The 20261-nt window shown below is 68.5% G+C and carries 15 protein-coding genes; 12 read left to right on the top strand and 3 right to left on the bottom strand.

Annotated features, from left to right (window positions below):
• From C6Y44_RS12280 to C6Y44_RS12315, 8 genes are all read left to right on the top strand, one after another.
• The gene (locus C6Y44_RS12280; RefSeq protein WP_159418372.1) at positions 1–1110 is read left to right on the top strand and encodes a carbon-phosphorus lyase complex subunit PhnI; all 1110 of its coding nucleotides are present in this window, start codon (positions 1–3) and stop codon (positions 1108–1110) included.
• Positions 1110–2972: an alpha-D-ribose 1-methylphosphonate 5-phosphate C-P-lyase PhnJ gene (locus C6Y44_RS12285; protein WP_120282544.1), complete on the top strand. Its 1863-nt coding sequence runs from the start codon at positions 1110–1112 to the stop codon at positions 2970–2972. The genes C6Y44_RS12280 and C6Y44_RS12285 overlap by 1 nt, the downstream gene beginning before the upstream one ends.
• A 2-nt stretch (positions 2973–2974) precedes the next feature.
• Positions 2975–3718: a phosphonate C-P lyase system protein PhnL gene (locus C6Y44_RS12290; RefSeq protein WP_225623787.1), complete on the top strand. Its 744-nt coding sequence runs from the start codon at positions 2975–2977 to the stop codon at positions 3716–3718.
• Positions 3715–4953: an alpha-D-ribose 1-methylphosphonate 5-triphosphate diphosphatase gene (locus tag C6Y44_RS12295; RefSeq protein WP_006551980.1), complete on the top strand. Its 1239-nt coding sequence runs from the start codon at positions 3715–3717 to the stop codon at positions 4951–4953. Before C6Y44_RS12290 ends, C6Y44_RS12295 begins: the two co-directional genes overlap by 4 nt.
• A gap of 125 nt (positions 4954–5078) precedes the next feature.
• A complete protein-coding gene (locus C6Y44_RS12300; RefSeq protein ID WP_159418370.1) occupies positions 5079–6044 on the top strand; it encodes a phosphate/phosphite/phosphonate ABC transporter substrate-binding protein in 966 nt (321 codons plus the stop codon).
• Positions 6045–6076: 32 nt separating this feature from the next.
• Positions 6077–6898 (top strand): phosphonate ABC transporter ATP-binding protein, encoded by an 822-nt coding sequence (phnC, locus tag C6Y44_RS12305; RefSeq protein WP_174247041.1) that lies wholly within the window; start codon positions 6077–6079, stop codon positions 6896–6898.
• Positions 6899–6905: 7 nt separating this feature from the next.
• Complete coding sequence (gene phnE, locus C6Y44_RS12310) at positions 6906–8636, top strand: phosphonate ABC transporter, permease protein PhnE (RefSeq protein WP_159418369.1); 1731 nt, start codon at positions 6906–6908, stop codon at positions 8634–8636.
• A gap of 28 nt (positions 8637–8664) precedes the next feature.
• On the top strand, positions 8665–9459 hold the full coding sequence (locus C6Y44_RS12315; RefSeq protein WP_120282546.1) for an inositol monophosphatase family protein: 795 nt from the start codon (positions 8665–8667) through the stop codon (positions 9457–9459).
• A gap of 55 nt (positions 9460–9514) precedes the next feature.
• Here the strand turns inward: C6Y44_RS12315 and C6Y44_RS12320 are convergent, their stop codons facing one another.
• On the bottom strand, positions 9515–11146 hold the full coding sequence (locus C6Y44_RS12320) for a Mur ligase family protein (RefSeq protein ID WP_225623788.1): 1632 nt from the start codon (positions 11144–11146) through the stop codon (positions 9515–9517).
• Between the two features lie 17 nt (positions 11147–11163).
• Between C6Y44_RS12320 and C6Y44_RS12325 the strand changes: the two genes are divergently transcribed.
• The 4 genes from C6Y44_RS12325 (at position 11164) to C6Y44_RS12340 (ending at position 17743) form a co-directional block, all read left to right on the top strand.
• Positions 11164–12672, top strand: coding sequence for a protein adenylyltransferase SelO (locus tag C6Y44_RS12325; protein ID WP_159418368.1), 1509 nt, complete (start codon positions 11164–11166; stop codon positions 12670–12672).
• A gap of 253 nt (positions 12673–12925) precedes the next feature.
• On the top strand, positions 12926–14164 hold the full coding sequence (locus C6Y44_RS12330) for an ABC transporter substrate-binding protein (RefSeq protein WP_225623823.1): 1239 nt from the start codon (positions 12926–12928) through the stop codon (positions 14162–14164).
• 34 nt (positions 14165–14198) lie between these two features.
• The gene (locus tag C6Y44_RS12335) at positions 14199–17015 is read left to right on the top strand and encodes a branched-chain amino acid ABC transporter permease/ATP-binding protein (protein WP_159418367.1); all 2817 of its coding nucleotides are present in this window, start codon (positions 14199–14201) and stop codon (positions 17013–17015) included.
• Positions 17012–17743 carry an ABC transporter ATP-binding protein gene (locus C6Y44_RS12340; RefSeq protein WP_159418366.1) on the top strand — a complete coding sequence of 244 codons (732 nt, stop codon included), beginning with the start codon at positions 17012–17014 and terminating at the stop codon, positions 17741–17743. The genes C6Y44_RS12335 and C6Y44_RS12340 overlap by 4 nt, the downstream gene beginning before the upstream one ends.
• Positions 17744–17821: 78 nt before the next feature.
• Here C6Y44_RS12340 and C6Y44_RS12345 read toward each other — a convergent pair whose 3' ends face one another.
• Together C6Y44_RS12345 and C6Y44_RS12350 are read right to left on the bottom strand one after the other, a co-directional pair.
• Complete coding sequence (locus tag C6Y44_RS12345) at positions 17822–19117, bottom strand: acyl-CoA dehydrogenase family protein (protein WP_159418365.1); 1296 nt, start codon at positions 19115–19117, stop codon at positions 17822–17824.
• Positions 19118–19147: 30 nt separating this feature from the next.
• Positions 19148–20200: a phosphotransferase family protein gene (locus C6Y44_RS12350; protein WP_120282550.1), complete on the bottom strand. Its 1053-nt coding sequence runs from the start codon at positions 20198–20200 to the stop codon at positions 19148–19150.
• Positions 20201–20261: the final 61 nt, after the last annotated feature.

The following is a 20261-nucleotide window of genomic DNA, read 5'->3' on the forward strand; positions in this document are numbered from 1 at the left end:
ATGGGGTACTCGGGAGCACGCGGCGGACTCGACGCGATCCTCGCCGCCGAAGAACTCGTCCGCACCGCCCGCGACACCGACGATTCGCCGGCGCTGACCACCGCGCAGATCACCGGCCGGATGCGACTCGCCGTCGACCGCGTGATGGGGGAGGGCTCGCTGTACGACGAGGCCACCGCCGCCGATGCGCTGCGACAGGCCGAAGGCGACGTCATCGAAGCCACCCACCTCGTCCGCGCCCACCAGTCCACCCTGCCGCGACTGGCGACCAGCGAGCCGGTCGACCCCGACGAGATGACGGTGCTGCGCCGCATCGTGCCGGCGTGGCGGACCCCGGACGGACCCCAATTGCTCGGCCGCACAAGCGACTACACCGGACGCATGCTGGTGCGTGAGGGCACGAACATCGTGACGGTGCCGTCCGAGGCCGATCCGTCCGTCGAACGCACCGAGGCCGAACGGCACCCGCGCCGCTTCTCCGACCTGCTGCGCGACATGAACCTGATGGTCGACAGCCGTCCCGAGGACGGCTCCGACCCGGAACCGTTCGACATCTCCCGTCACCTGCCGGTTCCCCCGGCGCCGCGCTCGGCGGTGCTCGCCTCGATGGCGCGAGCCGAGACCGGTGCGCTCGTGGGCACCTGGTACCGCTCGGTCCGCGGCACCGACGGGAACATCCACGAAACGACCCTCGGCGAGGTCCGGCACGGGCGTATCCCGGTCCGGATCCGGCACCCGCACACCGGTAATCCCTTCGTCATGGGCGAGATCCGCGCCAGCGAGTGCGAAGCGATCGAGGACCTCAACGGTCCCGACGAGGACCGCGGCCGCTTCGACGTCGGCTACGGCCTGTGCTTCGGGCACAACGAACGCAAGGCCATCGCCATGGCCAACCTCGACATCGCGTGCCGTCGCTTCGGTGACAGCACCGGCCTCGAACAGACCCTGCTGCTCACCACGGACGGCCTCGACTCCTGCGGCTTCCTCGAGCACCTCAAGCTTCCGCACTACGTCACCTTCCGATCGATGATCGACCGCAAACTCGCAGTCCAGGCCGGCGAGGACGACGCTCCGGCCCGCACTGCCGAACCTCTCGGAGGCATCTGCTGATGACCGACACCCTCACGACGCACGCTCCCGGCGCTGCGCCGTCCCGCCTGACCCACACCCTCGACGCGATCGACGCCGCCACCCCCGGCCGCGGCATCCTCGACGAAGGTTCCAAGCGCGAGATCCGCCGCGCATCCCTCACCGCGGTCTGCGTGCCCGGTTACCTCACCCCCTTCGGGTCCCGCGAGATGCCGGTGGCACGTGGCTGGGGTTCCGGTGGCCTGCAGGTCACGCTCGGTCTGGTGACCGCCGACGACGTCGTCAAGGTCATCGACCAGGGTGACGACGACGGCGTCAACGCCACCAACCTGCGCCGCCTCATCGAGGACAGCGAGAAGTGCGCGAGCACCAAGGACACCCGTGAGGCGACGATCATCCAGTCGCGTCACCGGATCCCCGAGGAACCGATGGGGGAGGACCAGATCCTCGTCCTGCAGGTCCCCAACTCCGAACCTCTTCGCGCCGTGCAGAAGTCCGTCACCGAGTGCGCGCGCATGCACGCCGAGGCCGACTACTCGATGATGTGGGTGAGCCTCTACGAGGACCTCGTCCGCAACGGCGTCATCACCAAGACCACCGGCTACCCGGTGCTCGTCAACGGCCGCTACGTGATGATCACCTCGCCCATCCCGCGCTGGGACGTGCCGCAGCTTCACGACTCGCCGTTCCTGACGCTGCTGGGTGCGGGTCGTGAGAAGCGCATCTTCGCCGTCCCCCCCTACACCGACGTGCGCCCGCTGACGTTCGACGACGTGCCGTTCGAGGTGGAGGGTTCGAAGGATCAGCAGTGCGAGCGGTGCGGTTCCACCGACACCTTCCTCGTCGAAGCCGCCCCCGGCCGCATGATGTGCAGTGACGTCGAGTGGTGCACCCGCGTCACCGACGCCGACGTCGACCTCGACCGGCACGCGAACAACGCCCCGCTGCAGTACCTGCCCGATCCGCAGCGTCGCGTCCGCGTCGCCGCGGCCGCCGATCACCGCGACCCGAAGGAACTCGTCGACCGGCCCGTCCCGGCCCATGCCGAAGGCTGGACGCTCGCCGTCCGCGGAGTCGGCAAGGTGCACGGCCCCGGTGGCGCCGACGCAGTTCCCGGCACCGGACCCGAGGCCGGCACGGCCATCAGTCCCCGTACCGGAGCGGTCGTCGCGGCATGGGACGTCAGCTTCGACGTCGCACCCGGTGAGGCACTCGGCATCATCGGCGAATCCGGATCCGGCAAGTCGACCGTGCTGCGCTGCCTCATCGGCGACGAGAAGGCCACGGCCGGTTCGATGTTCCTGACCACGCTCGACGAGGGCCGCACCGACGTGTTCACCCTCGACGACACCGAGCGTCGTGCTCTGCGGATCGACACCCTGGGGCTGGTCCACCAGAACCCCGCCGACGGACTCACCATGACGGTGTCGGCCGGTGGCAACATCGCCGAGCGGCTCACCGCGGCGGGCTGGCGCAACTACTACGAGATCCGCGACCGCGCCGCCTATCTGCTCGAGAAGGTCGAAGTTCCCCTCGACCGCATGGACGATCCGGTCCACACCTTCTCCGGCGGTATGCGCCAGCGCGTGCAGATCGCCAAGGCCCTCGCCACCGACCCGCGGGTGCTGCTGCTCGACGAGCCCACCACCGGTCTCGACGCCTCCGTCGCCGCGGGTGTGCTCGACCTGCTGCGCAACCTGCTCGCCGAACGCGACACCGCAGCCGTGGTGGTCAGCCACGACTTCGCGGTCATCGAAGCGCTCACCGACCGCACGCTGGTGATGAACGTGGGACGCGCCGTCGAAACCGGCCTCACCGACCAGCTGTTCCAGGACCCACACCACCCCTACACCCAGCGGCTCGTCGCCGCCGCCCGGAGATGACCATGCAGACCACACCTGTTCTGACCGTGCGCGACCTGCGAAAGTCGTTCACCCTCCACACCATCGACGGACGGAAGGTGACGTCGCTGCACGGCGTCGACCTCGACGTGGCCGCCGGCGAGCACGTGGCGCTCGCCGGGCCGTCCGGTGCAGGAAAGTCCAGCTTCCTGCGCTGCGTGCACCGCAGCTACCTGCCCGACTCCGGATCCGTCGTGCTGCACACCGACGACGGCCCGGTCGAACTCACCGACCTGCCCGACCGGGAGATGGCCCGCCTCCGCGGCCGCGAACTCGGTTACGTCTCCCAGTTCCTGTCGGCGCCGCCGCGCACCGCACCGCTCGAGGTGGTGGCATCCGCCGCTCGTCGCCGCGGGATGAGCCGCACCGAGGCCCGCGACGCCGCCGCGGAGTCGCTGAAGCGCCTGGCCCTCGACGAGGCACTGTGGGACGTCGACTGCAGCGTCCTGTCGGGCGGTGAACGTCAGCGTGTGAACATCGCCGCGGGCACCGTGCACCCGCCGCGCCTGCTGCTGCTCGATGAACCGGTCTCGGCGCTCGACCCCGTCAACCGGGAGCGCGCCCTGGAGCTGATCGCCTCGCTGTCCGCCTCCGGCGTCGCCGTTCTCGCGGTCTTCCACGACATCGACGCCATGCACCGCCTCGCCACCCGTGTCGTCCGGTTCGCGGACGGTGACATCGCCGAAATCGGTCCCCCCGCCGACGTATTGGGAGCACACGCAGCATGACCGGAATCGAACTCGCCCCCGAGACCACCGACGCGCTGCCCTGGACGTTGCAGCGCGCACCGCAGAACTACGTGATCGGGCACGTGCGGGCCGTGCTGCCCGACCGGGTCCTCGACGACGCCCGCATCGTGGTGCGCGACGGTCGTATCGCCGAGGTCGGCCCGTCGGTGCCCGGTGTCCGCGCCGACGTCGACGGCGGGGGACTGCTGTGCCTGCCCGGGCTCGTCGACGTGCACTCCGACGGCCTCGAGAAGGAACGGATGCCGCGACCCGGCGTCGAACTGCCCTGGTCGTTCGCGCTCATGTCGTTCGAGGGCAAGGTTCGCGCCGCCGGCGTGACCACGGTCTTCCACGGCGCGTCGTTCTCCGACCGGGCCACCGCGACGTCGGGCCGCAGCGTGCACGTCGCGCAACGCATGTGCGAGTCCATCGAGCAGTGGTCGCTGCGCGAGACCGACTGCGGGCTCGTCGACCACCGGGTACTGCACCGCCTGGACGTCCGGTCGGAGGCCGGGTTCGAGGCCATGCGTGCCGAATTCGAGCGGCTCGTCGCCACCGGTGCGGTCACCACCGAAACGCCCGCGGTGATCTCGCACGAGGACCACACCCCCGGCATCGGGCAGTACGCGGACCGCGCCTACTACGAGAATCACATCGCAGGTGTTCGCGGCATCTCCGCGGAGGCCGCCCGCGCCTACGTCGACGAACTGGCAGCCGAACGCGAAGCCAACGCCGGCATCCGCGACACGACGATGGGCTGGCTCGCCGAGCAGTCCCGTACCGGGCTCGTCCGCATCTTCGGGCACGACCCCGAGTCGGCCGTGGAGATCGCCGACCTCGCTGCGCGCGGCGGCAACGTCGCCGAGTTCCCCACGACGGTGGAGGCGGCACGAGAGGCGCGGGATCGCGGGATGTCGGTGGTCATGGGCGGACCGAACGTGCTGCGCGGGAAGTCGCATTCCGGCAACGTGTCCGCCGGTGAGCTGGCCGACCTGGGACTGGTGACCGCGCTGGCGTCGGATTACCTTCCGTCGTCGCTGCTGGGTGCAGCGTTCGTCCTCGCCGAGCGGGGGATGGGCCTTCCGGCCGCCGTCGCGCTGGTCACCAGTGGCCCTGCCACGGCCGTGGGGCTCGCCGACCGAGGGGCTCTCGACGCAGGTCAGCGCGCTGATCTGGTGCTCGTCGCCGTCGAGCACGGGCATCCCGTCACCCGCGCCGTGCTGCGCGCGGTGTGATCCGAATTACCGCACAAGGCGTACGGATCGTCGCTCGGGCGAGATGAACGGTTCATCTCCAGTTCGATACCCGGATACACCATGCAGACAGTCTGAACGCGACGCCCCGACAAGGAGTTCTTCCCATGCGTATTCGTTCATCACGTTCCCTGACGGCTGCCGCCGTGGCCGCCGCCGCGGCGCTCGCCCTCTCCGCCTGCGGGTCGAGCGCCGACGAGGACAACTCCGCCGGCGGCACGTCCGTCGGTGACGGCGCCCCCGACACCCTGGTGATCGCCGCCATCCCCAGCGAGGAGAGCTCCAGTCTCCAGCAGCAGTTCGCGCTGGTGCAGAAGGTCATCGAGGACGAGACCGGCCTGAAGACCGAATTCCAGAATGCCACCGACTACGCCGCTGTCATCGAGGCGCAGCGCGCAGGAAAGGTGCACATCGGCCACTACGGCCCGTTCTCCTACGTCACGGCACGGGACAGCGGTGTGCCCGTGCAGCCTCTCGCGAGCTTCGCCGATGCCCCCGACGAGAAGCCCGGCTACCAGTCGTACGCGATCGTGCCTGCCGGTTCCGACATCCGCTCGCTCGAAGACTTCCGTGGCAAGACGGTGTGCTTCGTCGACCCCACCTCCACATCCGGCTACCTGTATCCCTCGGCCGGTCTCATCGAGGCCGGAATCGACCCGGAGAACGACGTCACCCCGGTCTTCGCCGGCGGTCACGACGCGTCGGCGCTCGCCGTGAAGAGCGGCCAGTGCGACGCGGGCTTCGCGTTCGACACGATGGTCACCGAGACCCTCGTGAAGAAGGGCGATCTCGCCGAAGGTGACCTCGACGTCGTCTGGGAATCCGAGACCATCGCGTCCAGCCCGACCGCGGTGCTGAGCACTCTGCCGCAGGACCTCGTCGACCAGCTCAGCGACATCTTCCAGAACAAGCTCAACCGTCCGGCGCTCGTCGAGGCCGGCTACTGCAGCACCGCGGAGGAGTGCGAACTGCCGGAGAGCGCCGAGTACGGATACATCCCGGTGACCGACGACGTCTACGACGGCGTCCGCAAAGTCTGCGAGATCACCCAGTCGCCGTCCTGCGCGAGCTGACCCCACGAACCCCGACCCTCTTGGAGCCCGACATGACCGACTCCGATCATTCGCGCCTCGGCGCATCCATCGACAAGATCCTCCGGCCCACCATCTCGCTCAGCGGCGTCACGAAGCAGTTCGGTCCCGATCTGCGGGCGCTCGACGACGTGTCGCTCGAGGTGTACCCGGGTGAAGTTGTCGCGCTCCTGGGCCTGTCGGGCTCCGGAAAATCCACCCTGCTGCGTCTGCTCGACGGCCTGCACCTGCCCACCTCGGGCACGGTGCAGGTTCTCGGCCAGGACGTCGGCACCGCCCGCGGACGAGAACTTCGGGCGTTGCGCCGCAAGGTCGGTTTCGTCTTCCAGCAGTTCCATCTCGTCGGGAACATGACGGTGCTCGAGAACGTGTGCACCGGCGCCCTCGGGTCGCTGCGCGGCCCGCGCTTCGGGCTGATGAGCTATCCGAAGTCGGTGCGGCTCGCCGCGATGGAACAACTCGACCGTGTGGGCCTCGCCGACCGTCCGTTCCAGCGCGCCGACACCCTCTCCGGGGGCCAGCAGCAGCGAGTCGCCGTGGCCCGCGCACTCATCCAGAAGCCGCGCATCCTGCTCGCCGACGAACCGGTCGCCTCCCTCGATCCGGAATCCTCGGCTCAGGTGATGGCCTTGATCTCCCGCATCGCGTCGGAGGATTCGCTGACCGTGGTGTGCAGTCTGCACCAGGTCGACCTCGCGTTGTCGTGGGGACATCGACTCGTCGGATTGCGCGGCGGCTCACTGGTTCTCGACAAGCCGGTCTCGCAGATCGACAAGAACGAGACGATGTCGATCTACTCGGCCGTCGAACCGGTCTCCGTCGGACAGCCGGTGTAGCGCCTCCATGACTCTTCTGACCAACCCACCGCGCTCGACGCTGCCACGCCCGACGTGGCAGACGGTGAGCGTGAACGTCATCCTGTTCGGCCTGTTCGCCGCGTCCCTGTGGGCGGTGGCGGACCTGAAGATCAATGTGGCCACGATCATCGACAGTGCCGACAATGCGGTGAGTTTCGTCGGGCGCATCTTCCCGCTCGACTTCCCGCCGATCGGCGAACTCGTCACGATGACGGCACAGACCCTCGGCATCGTGCTCCTCGCGACGGTGCTGTCGGTGATACTCAGCATGTTCGTGGCCCTCGCTGCGGCCCACAACACCACCCCCGGCACGGCGCTGCGCTGGGGTGCCCGTGCGATCATCGTCGTCACCCGCACCATTCCCGAACTCGTGCTGGCGATCCTGTTCCTGCGGTTGTTCGGACTCGGAGCGGTCGCCGGCATTCTCGCGCTCGGCCTGCACTCGATCGGCATGGTCGGCAAGCTCTATGCGGATGCGATCGAGGACACCGACCCCGGACCCCGCGATGCACTGCGTGCGGCCGGTGCGTCATGGTGGCAGCAGATCGTGGGCGGAGTGTTCCCGCAGGCCATGCCGGCCTTCGTCGCCACCGCCCTGCACCGTTTCGACATCAACCTGCGCGCGTCGGTCATCCTCGGATACGTCGGCGTCAGCGGCATCGGCCTCGAACTGTCGGGTGCGTTGCGCACCATGAACTATCAGCGCGGCATGGCGCTGGCGCTGTTCGTCGTCGCACTGTGCATCGTCGTCGAACTCATCTCCGGAGCGCTGCGGAAGATGGTGCTCGGCGATCAGGCACCGGCACACCGCACCATCTGGACGCGGATGCGCGAGAAGGTCGCCACCGCGCAGAACGGCTGGCTCGACCGCGGCGCCGCAGCCACTTCCGAGGCCCGGGCACGCACGGCCGCCGCCCGCACCGCCGACGGAAACTACCGGGTCAGCCCGCCGTGGACCGGCGAACGTATCCGCCGCACGATCTACGTGGTGCTCTTCGCACTCGCGCTCGTGTTCGCGACGTGGGGTGCGCAGATCGACCTGTCGCGCATGGCCGACGGTTTCGGCTCCATGTTCAACACCCTGTCGCTGTTCTTCCCGCCCGGTACCGGCGGCATCGGGTCGGAACTGTGGGAGCAGCTGCTCGTCACCGTCCAGATCGCTCTGGCCGCAACGTTCATCGGTCTGGTGGTCGCGGTCCCCGTCGGCCTGCTCGCCGCCCGCAACGTCGCACCGACGCCGGGCATCGCCAAAGGCTTCCGTATCTTCATCGTCGCGGTCCGCGGCATCCCCGACCTGATCTTCGCGATCATCGTCATCGTCGTCACCGGTCTCGGTGCCACCGCCGGCGCGATCGCCTTGTCCGTCGGTGCCATCGGACTGCTGTCCAAACTGATCGCCGACTCGGTGGAGGAAACCGACGTGCGCGTTCAGCAGGCGGTACTGGCCGGTGGCGCCACCCGGATGCAGGTGCTCATCGGTGCGACCGTCCGCCAGTCGGGCCCCGCGATCGTCGCACACATCTTCTATCAGCTCGACAGCAACATCCGCGCCGCAACGCTTCTCGGCGTCGTCGGCGCGGGCGGTATCGGCTTCTATCTCATGAATGCCGCGCGGGTGATGCAGTTCGACGTCGTGACCATGGTCGTCGTGATGATCTTCGTGGTTGTCATGGCGGTCGAAGGGCTCGCGATATGGGTGCGCCGCGCCATTTCGTAACCACCACAACTACGACCCGGAGTTTCACGTGACCATTATCGAAGCGGCCCGGACCGCTGCCACCGGCATCCTCACCGCCACCGCCGACGCCGCAACCGCTGCCTACCGCGACGCGGTGCGTACCTACTCGCGGGAGAAGCTTCGTTCGGTGGCCATGGTGGGTGCCGACGGCACCGACACCATGTTCGTCGACGTGCTGGTGGAGGACGCGATCATCGGTGCCGCCACCGCTGCGGGCGCGAACATCCTGTCGGAGGAGCGCGGCTTCGTCGACGTGGGTTCGGCGATCACGCTGGTCGTCGACCCCGTGGACGGATCCGCGAATGCCGCAGCGGGCATCCCGCTGGCCTGCTTCAGTGCAGCGGTCGTCGTCGACGGGGAGTTCACCGAGGCGATGACGTCGTGGCTGCACACCGACGAACGATGGTGGGCGTCGCGCACGGCATCGGAGTACCGGACGAGCGGCTGCACGTCGCTCGACAGGGCGGCGGTGTCGATGCTGCGTCCGCACGAACGCAACCGCGACGCCTGGTGGCGGGTCGCATCGGCCGCGACCCGCATCCGCATCCTCAGCTGCAGCACCCTGGAATCGGTGTTCGTGGCGACGGGTGCGTCGGATGCCTTCGTCGACGCCGGCAGCGACACGCATCGCCTCATGGACATCGCCGCGGCCGTGGTTCTCGTCGAGGCGTCCGGTGGTGCGGTGATCGACGCCTACGATCGGCCCGTCGAGTTCGATACGGACCTGACGAAACGGTGGAGCGGGATCGTCGCGTCCACTCCCGACCTGGCGGAAGAGTTGCGGGCCGCCATTGCCGGGTGATCCCGGTCGGGATACCGGCGGCTACATGTGGCTGCAACCGTGGTCACCGAGCGGATCACTCAGGGGCGGGGACGCGCGAGACGGGCCTGTGTTGCGCGCGGCGCAGTGCGCGGCGCAGTTCGTCCCGGTCGTCGAATACCTGCACCATGTCCCCGGCGACCAGCCGTGGCTCGCATCCGCGCCCGGCCACGACGACGACGTCTCCGGGGCCGGTGTGAGCGACGGCGATGTCGAACGCGCGACGTCGGTCGGCCTCGACGACGACGCGGGCACTGCGCGCTGCGAAGGCACCTTCGGCGACCGCATCCCTGAGCACCCGCGGGTCCTCCGAGAGGGGACTGTCGTCGGTCACGACCACCACGTCGGCGTAGGTCGCGGCGGTGTGCCCGAGCGGAAATCGCTTGCCGGGATCGCGTTCTCCGGTCGCGCTGATCACGAGGACCAGTCGCCGCTCGGGGGCGAGCGACCGGAGGAAGGGCAGCAGTTCGCGTTGCCCGGACGTGTTGTGCATGTAGTCCACGAGCGCGAGAACGCCTTCGCCGGTGTCGACGCGTTCGAGTCGGCCGGGCACACCCGCGAGGGTTTCCAGACCCGCCGCGGCCTGCAGGACGTCGCCGTCGACGGCGGCCACCGAGGTGAGCGCCGTCAGCGCATTGGCCACCTGGTGCGGCCCGAGCAGCGACAGTCGCACCGGCGCACTCCCGGCCGGTGTGTGCACGGTGAAGGTGGTGCCGTGGAGATCGCACCGGATCGTGTCCGCGTACACGTCGGCGCGGGGATCGCGGGTCGAATGCGTCCACAGCGGCACGTCGACGGAGGCAGCCAGACGTCGGCCGTACTCGTCGTCGATGTTCACCACGGCCGTCTGCGTGCGGTCGGCGGTGAACAGTGCCGCCTTGGCAGCGAAGTACTGCTCCATCGTGTGGTGGAAGTCGAGGTGGTCGCGCCCGAGATTGGTGAAGGCGACGGTACGGAAACGCACACCGTCGACGCGGCCCTGACTGATGCCGTGCGAGGACACCTCGAGCGTCACCGCCTGCACGCCCTGGTCACGGAACTCGGCAAGGGTGCGGTGCACCACCGAGGCCTCCGGGGTGGTGCGGGTTGCGGGCCGTGTGCCGGCGGGACCGCGCACCACGACCCCGCCTATCATGCCGGTCACCACGCCGGTGGCCGCGAGTGCGGTGTCGAGGAGATAGGTCGCGCTCGTCTTGCCGTTGGTGCCGGTGATGCCGTGGACCTGCAGGTCGTGGGAGGGATGCCCGAGAATCCACGACGCCAACGGGCCGACCACCTCGCGTGGTCGATCGACCACGAAGGTGGGCAGCAGGCGCGACGGTCGGTCGCTGAGCACCGCGACCGCGCCGTGGGTGGCGGCTTCGGCTTCGAACTCCAGGCCGTGGGCGTGGTGTCCCGGTAGCGCTACGTACAGATCGCCGGGCCGCACCGCGCGGGAATCATCGCTGATGCCGGTGATCACGCGGTCGTGTCCGCCCTGCGGTCCGGATCGCATGACATCGTGGAGGTGCTCGGCGACGTCGCGGACCTGGATCCGCCGGGTGGGACGGCAAGGATCGTCCGGGTCGGTGTGCACGGGGGCGGATACCCGGTCCGGGGCGGAATGATGCGCCGCCGGTGACCGGGGTCCACCGGCGTTTCCCTCGCCCGCAGCGTGCGTCGGTGTCACACGGTTACCCTCGAAGGATGACTGCGATTCCGGATTTCCCCGTCGGCACGAACACCACGATATCCGGTCTCGGCAGCTCCTTCGCCGACGAATTGAGCGGATTGTCGGTGCCGTGGCAGGGCGCCGAGGCCCCCGACCCGGAACTGCTCGCGCTCAACGAGGACCTCGCGGTGTCGCTGGGACTGGACGTGGCGGCGTTGCGCAGCGCCGACGGCGTCGCCGCCCTGGCCGGCGCAGAGGTACCGGCGGGCGCGAAGCCGGTCGCGATGGCCTATGCCGGACATCAGTTCGGCGGATACGCTCCGCTGCTCGGCGACGGTCGGGCGTTGTTGCTCGGTGAACTCGTCGACGCGGATGGTGGCCGCGTCGATCTGCATCTCAAGGGTTCGGGGCCCACTCCGTTCTCCCGGGGTGGGGACGGCTTCGCGGTCGTCGGGCCGATGCTGCGCGAGTATCTGGTGAGCGAGGCCATGCACGCGCTCGGCATTCCGACCACCCGTTCGTTGTCGGTGGTGGCGACCGGTCGGCCGGTCTACCGCGAGGGCGCCGAGCCCGGTGCGGTGCTGGCCCGTGTCGCGGCCAGTCATCTGCGGGTGGGGACCTTCGAGTTCGCTGCGCGGCAGGGTGAGGTCGTGCGCGCGCTGGCCGACCACGCGATCGCCCGGCACTATCCGGATCTGCTCGATCTACCGGAGACCGGTGAGAACAACCGCTACCTGGGCCTGTTCACCGCCGTGGTCGAGGCGCAGGCGTCGCTGGTGGCGCAGTGGATGCTCGTCGGTTTCGTGCACGGGGTGATGAACACCGACAACACCACCATCTCGGGGCAGACCATCGACTACGGTCCGTGCGCCTTCGTCGACGCCTTCGATCCGGCGGCGGTGTTCAGTTCCATCGACCACAGCGGGCGCTATGCGTTCGGCAACCAGCCCGCCGTCCTGAAATGGAATCTGGCGCGCTTCGCCGAAACCTTGCTCAGACTCGTCGATTCGACCCCGGACGCGGCGATCGCCGCGGTCACCGCCGTTCTGGACAGCTTCGACACCCGTTACGAGCGGCACTACCGGTCCGGTCTGGCCGCCAAACTCGGTCTCCCGGAAGACTCTCTCGACCAGACGCTGGTCGACGATCTGCTCACGCTGCTGGAAGAGCACCGCGCCGACTGGACGGCGACCTTCCGTGCCCTCGCCGACGAACTGCGCGGCAATCCGGCACCCCTCGACGGACTCGTGCCGCGTGAGCGCTCGGCATCGTGGCTCGAACGTTGGCACGCCGCAGCCGAGCGGGACGACCGGGCAGCGGGGGAGAGGGCGGGGGCGATGGACCGCGTCAACCCGCTGTACATCGCGCGCAACCATCAGGTCGACGCCGCGCTGAAGGCGGCGACCGGCGGCGACCTCGAGCCGTTCGCGAAACTGCTCGACGTCGTCACGCATCCCTTCGAGGCGCGTGCCGAGTGGACCGAATACGCCTCGCCCGCACCGCGTTCGTTCGCCGAGTCCTTCCGGACCTTCTGCGGCACCTGACCGTCCGATCCTGCGCACATCTCGTCGCGACACGCCGAACCGGCGCGACAAGATGTGCGCATTCGGCGTGCCCGACCGGCGTCCGCGCCGTCGGGTGCGATTGCTGCACCATTCTTACATAGATAACTACGTAATCCTATTGACACAACTGAGAAGCCAACTTACGCTCAGCCCACTCCAGTGTGAGGTGCATCACTCAGCCGGAACGTCCAACGCCCGTGTCAGGAAACGAGGGAGTGGCCCCGTGTCTCAGATGTTCGGTTCGACCCGCAGGGAATCCGTCAAGAGAATGCGTCTGGGGTTGCTCCTGGTGACCTCCGCGCTGGTGGTGGGAACGGCGTGCGGCAGCACGGACGACAGTGCGGACGCCGGTTCCGCCGAAGCGCCGAGCAGCGCGTTCCCGGACAACCCGGCGACCGGTACACCCGTGAGAATCGGGGTGATCAATCCCGAAGGCGGACCGGCGATCTCGATGCCCGACAACCGCCGCGCCGCCGAGGCCGCCGCCGAATACGCCAACGCCCATCTCGGCGGTATCGGGGGACGCCCGATCGAACTCGAGATCTGCGCCGCCAAGGAGGATCCCGCCTCCAACCAGGACTGCGCGAACCAGATGGTCGAGAAGGGGGTCGCGGCGGTCGTCGTGCCCTCTTCCGGCCACGGCGCCGCCATGGTCCCGATCATCACCGGCGCCGGCATCCCGTACATGACGCCGTCCGGCACCACCCCCGCGGAGCTGACCTCCCCGTCGGCCTACGCCCTCAACAGTGGTTTCCCGGGCTCGCTCGCCGCGATGGCGAACTACGCTGCGGAGCAGGGCTATCAGAAGGTCGCGGCCTTCGTCATCGACACCGGCGCGGTCATCGCCTCCACCCAGGCCCTCGGCGACAGCACCTTCGGCGCCGCCGGTGTGGAGCTGAAGATCGCCCCGGTGACACCCGGCACCCCCGACGCGACGCCGCAGGTCAGCGCCGGCCTGGCGGACGGCGTCGACGCGGTCGCGGTGATCGGCGACGCGACGATGTGCACCTCCGTGCTCCGCTCGATGATGACGCTCGGCGCCGACCAGGCGAAGATGATCATCCAGCCGTGCCTCGACCCCTCTGTGATCGACGCCGTCGGCGACTCCCTCGACGGCGCCACGGCCTTCCTCGGGGCCGACATCGACTCCGACGAACCCGAAGCCGTGCTCTACCGCTCGGTCATGGAACGCTACGCACCCGACGCCGACATCAACGGCTTCACGTTCACCGGCTACCAGGCCATGCTCGGCCTGATCCGCGCGGCCGAGAACCTCGAGGGCGAGCCGACCGCCGCCGCGATCGACGGTGCGATCAAGACCGCCGTGGACGTGCCCATGCCCGCCGCAGACGGCATCACCTTCACCTGCGACGGCACCGCGATGCCGGGCATGCCTGCCGTGTGCGCAAACCAGGGCATCATCGCGACGGTCGAAGGCGGGAAGGCCACCGACCCGAAGGTCGGACAGTGACGAGCCGGGCCGGTTCACCGGAAACGAGTGACTGATGTCCGATCACTTCGTCTTCCTCGCGCTCGGATTGGGCAACGGCGCCGTCTACGCGGCGCTCGGGCTCGCGCTGGTCATGACCTTCCGGAGCTCCGGGGTCGTGAACTTCGCGACCGGCGCGATCGCACTGTACGTGGCGTACACCTACGGGTTCCTGCGCAAGGGCGAGTTGCTCAATCCGATTCCGGGGATGCCGACCACCGTCGACCTCGGCGGTCCGTGGGGATTCGTGCCGGCACTGGCACTGTCCCTGCTGATCGCCGCGGTCCTCGGCGTGGTGCTCTACGGCCTGGTGTTCCGGTTGGTGCGGAACGCCCCGCCGGTCGCCAAGGCGGTCGTGTCCATCGGCGTGATGCTGGTCGTGCAGGCGCTGCTCGCGCTGCGGGTCGGCACCACCCCCGTCTCGGTCAAGCCGATCCTGCCCAACGGTGCGCTCACCGTCGCCGGCATGCGGATCCCACAGGACCGGTTGTGGTTCGCGGTCCTCATGATCGCGATGACAGTCGTACTCGTGTGCCTGTTCCGGTACACCCGGTTCGGACTCGCGACCCGCGCGGCCGCCGAATCCGAGAAGGGCGCACTCGTCACGGGTCTGTCCCCCGATCGGATCGCGCTCGGCAACTGGGCGCTGAGCACCGTGGTCGCCGGCATCGGCGGCATCCTCATCGCACCCATCGTCCCGCTCGTCCCGGTGTCCTACTCGCTGTTCGTGATTCCGGCACTCGCGGCGGCGTTGGTCGGGAACTTCACCGCGATGGGCGTGACCGTCGCAGCCGGGTTCGCGATCGGCATGCTGCAATCCGAGATGACCCACCTGCAGGCGACCGTCGACTGGTTCCCTCGATCGGGGATGGCGGAACTCGTTCCGCTCGTGCTGATCCTGGCGTTCCTGGTGGTGCGCGGTAAGCCGTTGCCCACCCGCGGGGCGATCGTCAAGTCGTCGCTCGGTCGGGCACCGCGGCCGCGACGGATCCTGCTACCGACACTGGTCGGGGTGGTCGTCGCGGTCCTGGCCCTGACCCTGACCTCCGGAAGTTACCGGGCCGCCGTGATCGTCAGCCTCGTCCTCGCGATCATCGGCCTGTCGCAGGTCGTCGTGACCGGTTTCGCAGGCCAGATCTCACTGGCGCAGCTGCCCCTGGCCGGTGTCGGCGCGTTCACCCTCAGCCGCCTGACCACGGACTGGGGTATCCCGTTCCCGATCGCACCGATCATCGGGGCGCTGGCCGCGACGGTCATCGGCGTGGTCGTGGGACTGCCCGCGCTGCGGATCCGCGGATTGCCCGTCACCGTGGTCACTCTCGCGCTGGCGGTCTTCCTCGAGTTCGTGTGGTTCCGTAACACCGATCTCAACGGCGGGATGCAGGGCGCCCAGGTCGAACCACCGACGCTCTTCGGCATCGACTTGTCCATCGGGTCCGGTGCGGGTTATCCGCGGGTGGCCTTCGGATTCCTCTGCCTGGTGGTGCTCGTGATCGTCGCGGTGGCCGTGGCGAAGCTGCGGACCGGGAGGCTGGGGGCGGCGATGCTGGCGGTGCGCGCCGACGAGCGTGCCGCGGCGGCCTCGGGCATCGACGTGTCGCGCACCAAGCTGCTGGCCTTCGCCATCGGGGCGTTCATCGCGGGTCTGGGCGGGTCGCTGATGGCCTATCAACAGACCGTCGTGACCGCGGAGTCGTACACGACGATCGGTGGTATCGCGTTGTTCGCGATGATCTACATCGCCGGGGTCACTCTGGTCAGCGGCGGCATCCTCTCCGGTGTCCTCGGTGCCGGCGGACTGATGTTCATCCTGCTCGACCGGCTGCTCGGTTTCGCCGACTACTACGCGATCATCGGCGGGGTCCTGCTCACCGTCACCGTGATCAGCTACCCCGAAGGCATCGCCGGGCACTTCGCCGAGCGGATCGCGCGGCTGCAGGCAGCCCTTCGCGCGCGGTCGGGACGCCCGGAGAAGACCGACGTCGCCGTCCCGATCGACACGCAGGCCGAGCTGTCGACGATGCTGTCCGGCGGACCGGAAGGCGCGGTGGTGCTCACCGCGGACGGCCTGACCGTCACCCACGGTGCCGTCACGGCGCTGGCGGACTTCTCGATCGAGGTCCGTTCGGGCGAGATCGTCGGGCTCATCGGACCCAACGGTGCCGGCAAGACGACCTGCATCGACGCACTGAGCGGTTTCGCGGACGCCGCGGGATCGGTGACCCTCGAGGGCCGGCGGATCGACGGTCTCGTCCCGCACCGGCGGAGCCGTCTCGGGCTCGGCCGCACCTTCCAGGACATGTCGCTCTACGAGGACCTGTCGGTGCGCGAGAACGTGGCAGTCGGCACGTTCACGGCAGGTCCGCGAGCCGGTAAGACGGGTGGCCCGTGGATCGACACGCTCTTCCGGATCCTCGACCTGGAATCGTGCGCCGACGATCCGGTCGCCGAACTGTCGCAGGGCCGAAAGCAATTGGTGTCGGTCGCGCGCGCACTGGCGGGTCGTCCCCGGATGCTGTTGCTCGACGAACCGGCAGCAGGGCTGGCGAGCTCCGAAAGCCGTTGGCTCGGGGAGAAACTGCGCGCGGTGCGCGATGCCGGGGTCACCGTGCTCATCGTCGACCACGACATGGATCTGGTGCTCGAGCTGTGCGACCGCATCGTGGTGCTCGACCTCGGACGCATCATCGCCGACGGCACACCCGACGAGATCCGTGGCAACCCGGCAGTCGTCGCGGCCTACCTCGGTGCGACCCGGGAGGGGGCAGGCGAGCTCATGACAGCGAGCGACGGCGAACTCATGGCGACAGCGAAAGCGGAGGCGGGCTCGTGACGACGAAGTTCAGTGCCACCGGACTGTTCGCAGGCTACGGCCGCGGACGGCCGTGTGTGCGGGATGTGGACATCGAACTGTGGTCCGGGCAGGTGCTGGCATTGCTCGGCCCGAACGGGGCGGGCAAGACCACGCTGCTGCTGACCCTGGCGGGATTGCTCACCCCGCTCGGTGGGTCGATGGAACTCGACGGCCAACCCGTCGCGGCGGGCAACGCACGCGCGGCGTCGAAGGCCGGCATCGTGCTCGTCCCCGACGATCGCTCACTGTTCAAGTCCCTCACGGTCGTCGAGAACCTGCGCCTCGCCCGCCACAAGGACGGCCCGACGATCGACGAGGTGATCGAGTACTTCCCGGCACTCGGGGAACGCCGCTCGATCGCGGCGGGCATGCTCTCCGGCGGCGAACAGCAGATGCTCGCGCTCGGACGGGCTTTCGTCCAGGCACCGAAGGTGCTGCTCGTCGACGAACTGAGCATGGGTCTCGCGCCCGTGGTTGTCGACTCGTTGCTGCCCGTCGTCCGCAGTTTCGCCGATGAGAGGAACGCCGCGGTCGTGCTCGTCGAGCAGCACGTGCACATGGCGCTGTCGGTTGCCGACCACGCGATGGTGCTGCGGCACGGCGAGGTGACGACGAGCGGCCCCGCCGCCGAACTCGCGGCCTCCCCGCATCTGCTCGAGCAGGCATATCTGGGGGAATCGGCCGGAGCGGATTCGGTCGTCTTCTGATGGCACCGACCGTCGACGAGAACGGTGTGGTGTGCGGAACTCCTCGAAGAATCGCACGCCACACCGCCTCCAGGGTCGTCAGACGGAGGCGAGGACCTCGTCGAACAGGTCGGCGTAGCGCTCCTGCGCCGCGCGCCGACGGGTCGGCACGTGCTCGGACGGGATGCGGTCTGCGGGGGCCTCGTAGCCGCGAAGGATCAGCTTGGCGACGGTGTCGCGGTGTACCTCGTCGGGGCCGTCGTACAACCGTGCGGCGCGGGCCGCGCGGTACATGAAGTCCAGCGGCAGGTCGGAGCTGTAACCGAGAGAGCCGTGTGTCTGTATCGACCGATCGATGATGTCGTGCAGGATTTTCGCACCGTAGTACTTGATCATGGCGATCTCCTTGCGCGCCTCCTTCGTGCCCTTCGTGTCGATCACCCAGGCGGCCTGTAGGGTCATCAGGCGCAGGGCCTGCATCTCGGCGGCAGAGTCGGCGATCCAGTTGCGCACCGTCTGCTTCTCGCCCAGGACACTGCCATGGGCGAAACGGTAGGTGGCGCGCTCGCACATCATGTCGAAAGCGCGGTTGGCCTGCCCGATCCAGCGCATGCAGTGGTGGATCCGGCCGGGGCCGAGACGTTTCTGGGAGATGAGGAAGCCGTCGCCGGCATTGCCGAGCAGGGCGTCGTCACCGACGCGCACACCGCGCAGGACGACCTCGCAATGCGAACCGTAAGTGTTGTCCCGGGGTGAGGGATTCTCCATCGACGCGATGTCACGCACCACCTCGAGGCCGGGAGCGTCGATCGGGACGATGAACTGCGATGCCCGGCGGTGTCGTTCCGCGTCCGGATCGGTGACGGCGACGACGATGACGAAATCGGCGGTCGAGGCGTTGCTGATGAACCACTTGTGCCCGTCGAGCACCCACTCGTTGCCGTCGCGCACGGCGGTGGTCTGCAGGTTCGTCGGGTCGGCGCCGGCGTTGTCGGGCTCGGTCAGGGCGAAGGCGGAATACTTCTCACCGGCGAGCAACGGGTCGAGCCAGCGGCGCTTCTGCTCGTCGGTGCCCACCGCGGCCAGGATCTCGGCGTTGCCGGAATCCGGTGCCTGGCAACCGAACACGAGAGGGCCGAGCGGGGAGGAGCCGAGGATCTCGTGCATCAGGCCGAGTTTGACCTGACCATAGCCCTGGCCACCGAGTTCGGGATCGAGATGAGCGGCCCACAGTTGCTGGGACTTGACCTCCTGCTGCAGCGGCGCGATGGCTTTCAACAGCTGCGGCCAGGTGAGTTCGAGCGTTTCCAGCGGACGGATCTCGTCGCGCACGAAGGTGGTCATCCAGTCCAGCTTCTGCTGAAATTCGTGCTCGGTGGAGAAATCCCATGCCATCTTTCGTACCTCCGGTCGGTGGGTGAAGCGTCAGTCGAGGAACCGCAGAGTGCGGTCGAACAGTCGAAGGGCGTAGCGGTGCAGGCGATCACCGACCTCGGTGGATGCCTGCCCGGAACAGGCGCGCGCGTAGGTGCCTTCGAGGATGATGCCGAGTTTGAAGCCGGCCAGCGCCGTGTACCAGTCGATTGCGCTCAGATCGCGCTCGGTGTTCGCCGCGTACCGGTCGATCAGTTCGGTGCGGGACGGGAGACCACCTGCCGCGGCGAGACGGCTCTCGAGCAGGTCGGATCCGCCGTCCGTGTCCGGCCACATGGCGAGCATCCAGCCGAGGTCGAGGAGGGGATCCCCGATGGTCGCCATCTCCCAGTCGACGATGGCGGTGAGCACCGGATCGATGCGATCGAACATCACGTTGGAGACGTGATAGTCGCCGTGCAGGATTCCCGGTGTCCAGGTCCGGGGTTTGTGGTCGTCGAGCCAGGACGCGATCCGGTCGACACCGGGCAACAGCACTGTCGGGTAGCCCGGCAGCAGCGTGTAGGACTCGAGTTCGCTGCTCCAGCGAGCGACTTGGCGGTCGAGGAAACCGTCGGGACGACCGAAGTCGCTGAGCCCGATCTGCACGGGGTCGACACGACCGAGTTCTGTGAGCGCGTCCACCATGGCCAGTCCCATCCGGTGGCGGGCGCCGCGATCGGCGGCGTGGCCGGGGGCAAGTGACTCGGCGGCGTTGTAGCCGTCCACAGCGTGCATCAGGTAGAAGGCTGCGCCGAGAATGTCGGTGTTCTCGCTGCCGGCGACGAAGGTGGGATGCGGCACGGTGGTGCCGGCGAGTGCGCGGAGCAGCGTCATCTCTCTCGCCATCATCCGATTCGAATGTGGCCGAAGGTGTTTCGGTCCCCTTCGGAGGACGTAGTGGACGCCGGAACGTTCGAAGCCGAGCATGACGTTCTGCGTTCCACCCCCGATAGGCGAGGCGGCGGTCAGATCACCGGACCCGAGGCCCTGCGCGTCCATCCAGTCCCGCACGGCGGTGAGGTCGACCCCGAGGAGGTCGCTGTGTGTGGTGTCGGTCGGCATGAATAGAACGTATCGACCGGATCCGTCGGTGGCACCGTACCTCGTCGACCCTCGTTGTGGA

Source organism: Rhodococcus rhodochrous (genome assembly GCF_014854695.1).
GTDB lineage: Bacteria > Actinomycetota > Actinomycetes > Mycobacteriales > Mycobacteriaceae > Rhodococcus.

Coding starts and splice junctions, on each gene's coding strand:
- C6Y44_RS12280 (WP_159418372.1), top strand. CDS start 1: ATGGGGTACTCGGGAGCACGCGGCGGACTCGACGCGATCCTCGCCGCC.
- C6Y44_RS12285 (WP_120282544.1), top strand. CDS start 1,110: ATGACCGACACCCTCACGACGCACGCTCCCGGCGCTGCGCCGTCCCGC.
- C6Y44_RS12290 (WP_225623787.1), top strand. CDS start 2,975: ATGCAGACCACACCTGTTCTGACCGTGCGCGACCTGCGAAAGTCGTTC.
- C6Y44_RS12295 (WP_006551980.1), top strand. CDS start 3,715: ATGACCGGAATCGAACTCGCCCCCGAGACCACCGACGCGCTGCCCTGG.
- C6Y44_RS12300 (WP_159418370.1), top strand. CDS start 5,079: ATGCGTATTCGTTCATCACGTTCCCTGACGGCTGCCGCCGTGGCCGCC.
- phnC (WP_174247041.1), top strand. CDS start 6,077: ATGACCGACTCCGATCATTCGCGCCTCGGCGCATCCATCGACAAGATC.
- phnE (WP_159418369.1), top strand. CDS start 6,906: ATGACTCTTCTGACCAACCCACCGCGCTCGACGCTGCCACGCCCGACG.
- C6Y44_RS12325 (WP_159418368.1), top strand. CDS start 11,164: ATGACTGCGATTCCGGATTTCCCCGTCGGCACGAACACCACGATATCC.
- C6Y44_RS12330 (WP_225623823.1), top strand. CDS start 12,926: ATGTTCGGTTCGACCCGCAGGGAATCCGTCAAGAGAATGCGTCTGGGG.
- C6Y44_RS12335 (WP_159418367.1), top strand. CDS start 14,199: ATGTCCGATCACTTCGTCTTCCTCGCGCTCGGATTGGGCAACGGCGCC.
- C6Y44_RS12345 (WP_159418365.1), bottom strand. CDS start 19,117: ATGGCATGGGATTTCTCCACCGAGCACGAATTTCAGCAGAAGCTGGAC.
- C6Y44_RS12350 (WP_120282550.1), bottom strand. CDS start 20,200: ATGCCGACCGACACCACACACAGCGACCTCCTCGGGGTCGACCTCACC.